The 7,984-nt window shown below is 49.4% G+C and carries 6 protein-coding genes and 1 pseudogene; 4 read left to right on the forward strand and 3 right to left on the reverse strand.

What is annotated here, in order from left to right; genetic code table 11:
• The 3 genes and pseudogenes from ABYP73_RS09420 to ABYP73_RS09430 form a co-directional block, all read right to left on the reverse strand.
• Positions 1-101: pseudogene (locus ABYP73_RS09420) on the reverse strand (tRNA (adenine-N(6)-)-methyltransferase); the annotation flags it as partial.
• Positions 102-109: 8 nt separating this feature from the next.
• On the reverse strand, positions 110-640 hold the full coding sequence (gene rimM / locus ABYP73_RS09425) for a ribosome maturation factor RimM (RefSeq protein WP_372974146.1): 531 nt from the start codon (positions 638-640) through the stop codon (positions 110-112).
• A 14-nt stretch (positions 641-654) separates the two neighbouring features.
• A complete protein-coding gene (locus tag ABYP73_RS09430) occupies positions 655-1,308 on the reverse strand; it encodes a 30S ribosomal protein S16 (RefSeq protein WP_372974147.1) in 654 nt (217 codons plus the stop codon).
• A gap of 280 nt (positions 1,309-1,588) precedes the next feature.
• Between ABYP73_RS09430 and ABYP73_RS09435 the strand changes: the two genes are divergently transcribed.
• The 4 genes from ABYP73_RS09435 to ABYP73_RS09450 form a co-directional block, all read left to right on the forward strand.
• Positions 1,589-2,044: a PA2169 family four-helix-bundle protein gene (locus ABYP73_RS09435; RefSeq protein WP_372974148.1), complete on the forward strand. Its 456-nt coding sequence runs from the start codon at positions 1,589-1,591 to the stop codon at positions 2,042-2,044.
• 136 nt (positions 2,045-2,180) lie between these two features.
• Positions 2,181-6,563, forward strand: a complete 4,383-nt coding sequence (dnaE, locus tag ABYP73_RS09440) for a DNA polymerase III subunit alpha (protein ID WP_372974149.1) — start codon at positions 2,181-2,183, stop codon at positions 6,561-6,563.
• 97 nt (positions 6,564-6,660) lie between these two features.
• The gene (gene trxA / locus ABYP73_RS09445; protein ID WP_372946059.1) at positions 6,661-6,978 is read left to right on the forward strand and encodes a thioredoxin; all 318 of its coding nucleotides are present in this window, start codon (positions 6,661-6,663) and stop codon (positions 6,976-6,978) included.
• A gap of 110 nt (positions 6,979-7,088) precedes the next feature.
• The coding region (locus ABYP73_RS09450; RefSeq protein ID WP_372974150.1) for a DUF58 domain-containing protein at positions 7,089-7,984 on the forward strand (896 nt) is incomplete at its 3' end.

The raw sequence follows: 7,984 nt of genomic DNA on the forward strand, positions 1-7,984 counted from the left end.
ACCGGTGCCCAGGCACCGAGGAGAACGCCGTCTGTGCCGACTTTCATGGCGCACCGGTCCTGAAAGATCTCGAATTGCTTAAAACGAAATGGGCTTTCCATTACTCGTATTAATCCTCCAGGTATAGGGAGACCAGTCCTTCAGGGGTCCTGACAAAAATGGTCTTTTCTAAGCGGTCGATCTCGGTAATGATCTCGTCGTTTATGGGGATGAGGAGCTGTTTACCGTCCTTGTCCGAAACGAACAGTGCCTGGGCAGCTGAATCATTGATGGAAACGATGGTCCCAATATCTCCATATTCACTGTCGATAAGACTGAAGCCGATGACTTCATGGTAGTAAAACTTCTTCCCGCTTAAGGGGGGTAATCGATCCAGTGGCAGGTAGACCTCCGAGCCCATGATCTTGTCCGCCTCTGCCTCATTGCTGACCTCCTCAAAGTCGACACGGAGAAGATTCGACCTGTGGAGTCGGCTTTGCACAATAAAAAAAGGAACCAGGCTATTTCCCATGGAAATGAACACTGATTCCAGATTTTCGTATGTCTCGGGTTCGTCTGTATCTAATTTGATGAGGACTTCCCCTCTAAAGCTGTATTTGGAAACGATCTTGCCCAGGTAGAAACACTCTTCCTTTCGCATAGACCGGGTTGCCATTACTCCTTCTCCTCTGCCGGCTTGGTTTCCTCAGCGGCAGGGGCTTCTTCTGCAGCGGCTTCAGGAGTTTCCTCAGCGGCTTCCACAGCTTCCTCTGCAGGAGCCTCAGCTTCCTGTGCAACAGAATCTTCAGGAGCCGGAGCGCCTTCAACGGCAGCTACTTCTTCCTCAGCAGAAACGGCTTCCGGAGTTTCTGGCAGTTCAGCCTCCGCGGCAGCCTGGGCTCTTTTCTCAGCTACTTCTTTTTCGGCCTCCAGGGCTTTTTTCCTGGCCTCCTCCTGAGCCTTGCTAAGGTTCTTCTCCTTATCGGCTACTTTTTTAGATTTTTCATCCAACCAGGCCTGAAATTTCTTTTCAGCCTCCTCTTCGGTCATCGCTCCTTTGCGAACACCACCCATGAGGTGATGCTTTAAAAGGACACCTTTATACGAAAGGATCCTGCGAGCAGTATCTGAAGGCTGAGCTCCATTGTTCAACCACTGTACGGATTGATCAACATTGATGTCGATAGTAGCAGGGTTGGTGTTGGGGTTGTAGATTCCTAATTTCTCAAGGAATTTACCATCCCTTTTTGCACGGCTGTCGGCGGCTACGATCCAATAAAAAGGCTTTCCTTTTTTACCGTGTCTTTGAAGTCTGATTCTAACTGGCATATCACATTAATTTTGCAGGGTACCCGACCCTCGGTTATTAATTCTTTCACTCGCTTTGTCCTAAAGCGGGTGCAAATATACATTATCCATATTATATGTCAATAAGAATCAACTGGTTTTTACAGTTTGCTGGAATTCTTGGGTGTTTAACACTCTTTAAGAGAATCCGTTAAATCCCTTTTAAAGTCCCGTAATTCCTTGGTTTTCTGAGGATTTCTTATATCTTATATACAGTTGCCGAGAGTCGATAACACTTGAATTTTAAAATGACGATTGATTAATGAAGTATTCTGAAAAAATTTCAAACAAATTAAATGATTTACTAACCCTCACCTATGATGCGAAAAGGGGCTATTCCCTGGCAGCTGAAAAGGTAGAGAATCCATCCATTAAAAAATTCCTTGAAGACAAAGCAAATCAGCGATACAATTTCGGACAGGAACTCAAATCCGAGATCCTGACCTATGGAAATCTGCCCGAAGACAGTGGAAGTATAAAAGGAGATTTTCACAGGCTGTGGATGAAATTCATATCGGGAGTCAGTTCCAATGAGACCGAAAAAATTCTGGATGAGGTAGAACGAGGAGAAAAGAAAATCCTCAACGCCTATAAAGATATCCTGGAGAACAAGGAATGGATCCTGCCGAATTCGACCCGCGATCTGCTGAGCAAGCAGCGCAATGCGATCGAAAAGGCACTGCAAACCTCCAGAATGTTTGAGGAAGTAGTCTCCTGATCAGCGAAATACCCAAATTGAAAGATCCGGCTTCGGCCGGATTTTTTTGTGGTTGATAACTCCTGAAAAGAAGGTTTTCCCAGGCCTCGGTAAATCCGTATTTTTAACCCTTCGATCATCCCACGAAATACGCTTTATGTACCTGATTTTTGACACAGAGACTACCGGTTTACCCAAACGCTGGAACGCCCCTGTCACCGATGTAGACAACTGGCCGCGATGCGTACAGCTCGCCTGGCAGTTGCACGACGAGTTGGGAAATCTCATCGAGCAGAAGGATTATCTGATTCGCCCCGAGGGGTTCGACATTCCCTTTGATGCAGAACAGATCCACGGGATCTCCACAGAACTGGCGGAAACGGATGGGATCCCCCTGGTTGAAGCCCTGGAAGAATTCAACAGTGCCCTGGAGAAGGCAAAGTTCGTCGTGGGCCAGAACGTGAGCTTTGACATCAACATCACAGGAGCCGAATTCCACAGAGCTGGAATGGATACCACCCTGCTGGACTTACCGGTACTGGACACCTGTACCGAAGAGACCGCAGCCCTGTGCCAGATCCCGGGGGGGCGTGGTGGCAAGTTCAAACTCCCCACCCTGACCGAACTTCACGAGTACTTATTTCACGATTCCTTTTCCGAGGCCCACAACGCGGCAGCCGATGTGGAGGCTACCAGTCGTTGTTTTTTCGAACTCATTCGAAAAGAGGTATTCCGGTACCAAGAACTCAAGGCACAGCCCGATTACTTCCAAAGATTCAAAGAGGCCAATCCGGACACCATTCCTTCTTTGGGCCTCAGTCACAGAAACCTGAAGGAAGCGTCTGATAAGATCAAATCGAAACAGGAAAGCGATCAGCCCGAGATATCCTCAGAAGATATCAGGGCAAACCTCGAAAGCCTGGAAGATACTCCTTTTGTACACCTGCACAACCACTCTCAGTTCTCTGTCCTCCAGTCTACCATCAGGATAAGGGATCTGGTGGCGGCCACAGCCGAACAGGGGATGCCTGCCGTAGCCCTTACTGACCACGCCAATATGATGGGTGCCTTCCATTTTGTCAAGGAGGTAAAGGCCCATAATGCCTCCCTGGAAACCCGTAGAGCCAAGGCAGAAGAATCAGGGGAAGTTTTCCACGAGAAACCGATCCTGCCCATCCTCGGGTGCGAATTCTTTGTCTGTGAGGACCACCAGAATAAGAATCAAAAGGACTACGGCTACCAGGTAGTTTTCCTGGCCAAGAACAAAAATGGATACCACAACCTGGCAAAAATGGCCTCCCTGGCCTACACGGATGGGTTTTATTACGTCCCCCGAATAGACCGGGAGATCATTACCCAGTACAAGGATGATCTCATCGTCCTGAGCGGGAACCTCTACGGGGAGATCGCCTCCAAGATCCTGAACACAGGAGAAAAACAGGCCGAGGATGCCCTGGAATGGTGGCACGACATGTTTGGGGAGGATTTCTATATCGAACTCATGAGGCACAACCAGGAGGATGAGGACAGGGCCAATCCGGTTTTGCTATCCCTTGCCCAAAAACACGGCGTCAAAGTAGTAGCTACCAACAATACCTATTACTGCAAGAAGGAAGAAGCCGAGGCGCATGACATCCTGCTTTGCGTAAAAGACGGGGAGAAACAAGCCACCCCCATCGGAAGGGGCCGCGGATACCGCTATGGCTTGCCAAACCAGGAATACTATTTTAAGTCGGCCGATGAGATGAAAGTGCTCTTCAAGGACATCCCTGAGGCTATTTCGAATATCCAGCAGATCGTGGATAAGATCAAGCCCTATGACCTGGCCAGGGAGGTACTCCTGCCCAAGTTCGAGATCCCTGCTGAATTCAGGGTGGCCGAAGATGAAAAGGACGGAGGCAAGCGGGGGGAAAACAGCTATCTGCGGCATATCACCTATGAAGGAGCCAAAGAGCGCTATGGGGAGATCTCTCCGGAAATAGAAGAACGTATCGACTTCGAACTGGCCACCATTGAGAATTCAGGGTATCCCGGATATTTCCTCATCGTGGAGGATTTTATTCGGGAGGCGAGAAATATGGGGGTGTCCGTGGGGCCCGGGAGGGGCTCTGCTGCAGGGTCCGTAGTGGCCTATTGCCTTAAGATCACCAACATCGACCCCTTGAAATACAACCTCCTCTTTGAGCGGTTCCTCAATCCGGACCGGGTGTCCATGCCCGATATCGATATCGACTTTGATGACGAGGGCCGGGGCAAGGTTATGGACTACGTGATCCGCAAATATGGAGCGAACCAGGTGGCACAGATCATCACCTATGGCACCATGGCCGCCAAATCCTCCATTCGGGATACGGCCAGGGTACTGGACCTGCCTCTGCCTGATGCCGATCGCATCGCCAAACTTATCCCGAACATGTCCAAGCTCGGGAAGATCTTTGGCCTACCCGAAGAGGACCTGAGAAAGAAATTCAGGGCGGATGACATGGAGAAGATCAACCAGTTGCTGAATATCTCGGAGGGAGATGACCTGGAAGCCCAAACTGTCAATATGGCCAGGGTGCTCGAGGGTTCTTTGCGCAACACCGGAATCCATGCCTGCGGGGTCATCATTACCCCGGATGATATTACCAATTTTGTCCCTGTAGCCACCGCTAAGGACTCCGACCTGTACGTCACCCAGTTCGACAACTCCGTGGTGGAAAGTGCAGGCCTGCTCAAGATGGATTTTCTCGGCCTGAAAACTTTGACGCTGATCAAGGATACGGTCAAGATCGTAAAAGCCAAACACGGGGTGGAACTGGTACCGGATGATTTCCCCCTGGATGATCAGAAGACCTATGAACTCTTCCAAAGAGGGGATACGGTGGGGATCTTCCAGTACGAATCCCCCGGGATGCAGAAACACCTCAAGGAGCTCAAGCCCACGGTATTTGACGACCTCATCGCCATGAATGCCCTCTACAGGCCGGGGCCTATGGAATACATCCCGAGCTTTATCGCCCGAAAACACGGTAAGGAAGAGATCACCTACGACCTCCCCGAGATGGAGGAATACCTGCAGGACACCTACGGGATCACGGTATATCAGGAACAGGTGATGTTGCTTTCCCAGAAGCTGGCCGGGTTTTCCAAGGGTGAGGCAGACATTCTCAGGAAAGCCATGGGGAAAAAGATCTTTGCCCTCCTGCAAAAGCTAAAACCCCAGTTCCTGGACGGAGGGGAAAAGAACGGGCATCCGAGGGAGGTTCTGGAGAAGATCTGGAAAGACTGGGAGGCCTTTGCCTCCTATGCTTTCAATAAAAGTCACTCTACCTGTTACGCATACATCGCCTACCAGACGGCTTACCTGAAAGCCCACTACCCTGCCGAATACATGGCAGCGGTGCTGTCTAACAACATGAATGACATCAAGCAGGTGACCTTCTTTATGGAAGAATGTAAGCGGATGGGGCTGGAAGTGCTAGGTCCGGATGTGAATGAATCCTACTACAAATTTGCCGTGAACCAGGAGGGAGCCATCCGCTTTGGGATGGGAGCTATTAAAGGAGTGGGACGTTCCGCGGTGCGGACCATCGTTGAAGAGCGCAAGGCGAATGGTGCCTACAGATCGGTATTTGACCTGGCCAAGCGCATCGATCTCAGGGCTGCCAATAAGAAGGCCTTTGAGAATCTCGCCCTGGCCGGCGGCTTCGATTCGTTCGGTGACACGCACAGGGCACAGTACTTTCACATGGAAGGGGAGGGAATCACCTTCCTGGAAAAGGTGATCCGGTACGGAGCCAAATATCAGGAAAATGAGAATTCTGCCCAGGTCAGCCTCTTTGGTGACGCCAGCGAAGTACAGATCCCGGAACCTGTGGTACCCCCCTGTACGGAATGGGGAACCATGGAAAAGCTCCGCCGCGAAAAAGAGGTAGTGGGGATCTATATTTCGGGCCATCCCCTGGACGATTTTAAAGCCGAGATCAAGGCCTTTGCCAATGCCAACATCTCCTTTTTCCATCATTTGGATGACCAGATCAACAGGGAACTCAGCTTTGCGGGCGTAATCACCGACGTACAGCACAGGGTTAGCCGGAACGGGAAAGGATGGGCTCTGTTCACCCTGGAAGACTACACGGATTCTATAGAATTCAGGATTTTCGGGGAAGAATACCTCAAATTCCGCCATTTCCTGATGATCAACTCCTTTGTCTACATAAAGGTTTTTGTAAGGGAAGGATGGGTGAACCGGGAGACCGGGAAAAAGGGAGACCCGAGGCTGCAGTTCAACCAGTTCTTATTGCTGCAGGATGTGATGGAAAATTATGCTAAGAAGCTGACCATCAAACTCGACATAGATCAATTGAGAGAGGAGCGTATCCTGGATTTGAAGGACACGCTGAGGTCCCACAAGGGTAAACAACCTCTGCATTTTACCGTGTATGAAATGCAGGAAGAGATCAAGGTCACCCTTTCCAGCAGGAAGCAGAAGGTGCAGATCAGCAGTGAACTGCTCGCTACGCTTGAGGAGAAGGAGGTGCACTACAAACTCAATTGATAGCCTCGGGTAATGGTGTTATAGGGAAAACGAATATACCTGCTGTAAGGAAATAGGGAATTATTTGTCTAAATTTGCGTAATCTAAATTAAAAAACATGGCATTAGAAATAACAGATGCAACCTTTGACGAAGTGGTCTTAAAAAGTGACAAACCAGTGGTGGTCGACTTCTGGGCCGCCTGGTGTGGTCCTTGCCGAATGGTCGGACCCATCATCGATGAGGTGAGCAATGAATACGAAGGTAAGGCTGTAGTCGGAAAAGTAGATGTGGACAGCAATCAGGAATACGCGGCCAAATATGGCGTAAGGAACATTCCTACCGTACTCGTATTCAAAGATGGCGAGATCGTAAGCCGGCAGGTAGGGGTCTCTCCCAAAAAAGTGTATACAGACGCCATTGACGCAGCGCTCTGATCATAATTTTCAAATTTTTTTAAGCCCGGGTTCCCCCGGGCTTTTTTTATGCCTGAAAGGCATGCCGTATTGATAGGTGACAATTGTGGCCCTCTCCGTATCTTTGGAATATGGACCTGCAACAACAGATAGAACAAAGTGGCTTATTCCAGAACCTGGAGATTCTGGCGAGGCAGGTAGTGGAAGGGTTTATCAGCGGGATACACAAAAGCCCCTTCCACGGATTCTCGGCAGAATTTGCCGAGCACAAGATCTACAACACGGGGGAAAGCACCAAGCACATCGACTGGAAGCTCTACGGAAAGACGGACAAGCTCTACACCAAGCGATACGAGGAAGAGACCAACCTCAGGTGCCATATGATCCTGGACAACTCAGCTTCCATGTATTATCCGGAAGTAAAACAGCTTAGGATAGACAACCTGAACAAGATCGGCTTTGGGGTACTGGGCATTGCAGCCCTCATGAATATCTTAAAAAGGCAAAGGGACGCTGTGGGGTTGAGTATCTATTCTGATGTCTATTCGCATTACTCCCCGGAAAAAGGAAGTGAACGGCACTACCAGATGTTGTTGGCGAGGTTAAACGAAGTGGGTAAGATGAAAAGTACGGGGAGCGGTACCAAGACCTATACCTACCTTCACCAGATCGCAGAAAAATTGAAGCGTCGCAGCCTGGTCTTTCTTTTTACAGACATGTTCCAGACAGAAACTGAGGACGAGCAGTTATTCGACGCCCTGCGCCATATGAAATTCAACAAACACGAGGTGGTCGTCTTCCATTTGCTCGACAGGGAGACAGAGCTCTCTTTTAATTTTGAAAATACACCGAAACGATTCAAGGACGTGGAAACCGGGGTGCATATAGACCTTTTTGCAGACACCATCAAAGAAGCCTATGAGGCGGAGGTAAAAGCCTTCATGGAGGAATTAAAACTGACCTGCGCCAAGTATAAGATCAAGTATGTGCCGGTAGATATCAGGGAGTCTTTTGCCAAAGTGCTCAA

The sequence above is a fragment of the Muriicola sp. genome (genome assembly GCF_041567615.1).
Taxonomy (GTDB): domain Bacteria; phylum Bacteroidota; class Bacteroidia; order Flavobacteriales; family Flavobacteriaceae; genus Muriicola.

Bases quoted from the DNA above. Each gene is read 5' to 3' on its own strand.
- ABYP73_RS09435 (WP_372974148.1), top strand. From the start codon at position 1,589: ATGAAGTATTCTGAAAAAATTTCAAACAAATTAAATGATTTACTAACC.
- ABYP73_RS09430 (WP_372974147.1), bottom strand. From the start codon at position 1,308: ATGCCAGTTAGAATCAGACTTCAAAGACACGGTAAAAAAGGAAAGCCT.
- dnaE (WP_372974149.1), top strand. From the start codon at position 2,181: ATGTACCTGATTTTTGACACAGAGACTACCGGTTTACCCAAACGCTGG.
- trxA (WP_372946059.1), top strand. From the start codon at position 6,661: ATGGCATTAGAAATAACAGATGCAACCTTTGACGAAGTGGTCTTAAAA.
- rimM (WP_372974146.1), bottom strand. From the start codon at position 640: ATGCGAAAGGAAGAGTGTTTCTACCTGGGCAAGATCGTTTCCAAATAC.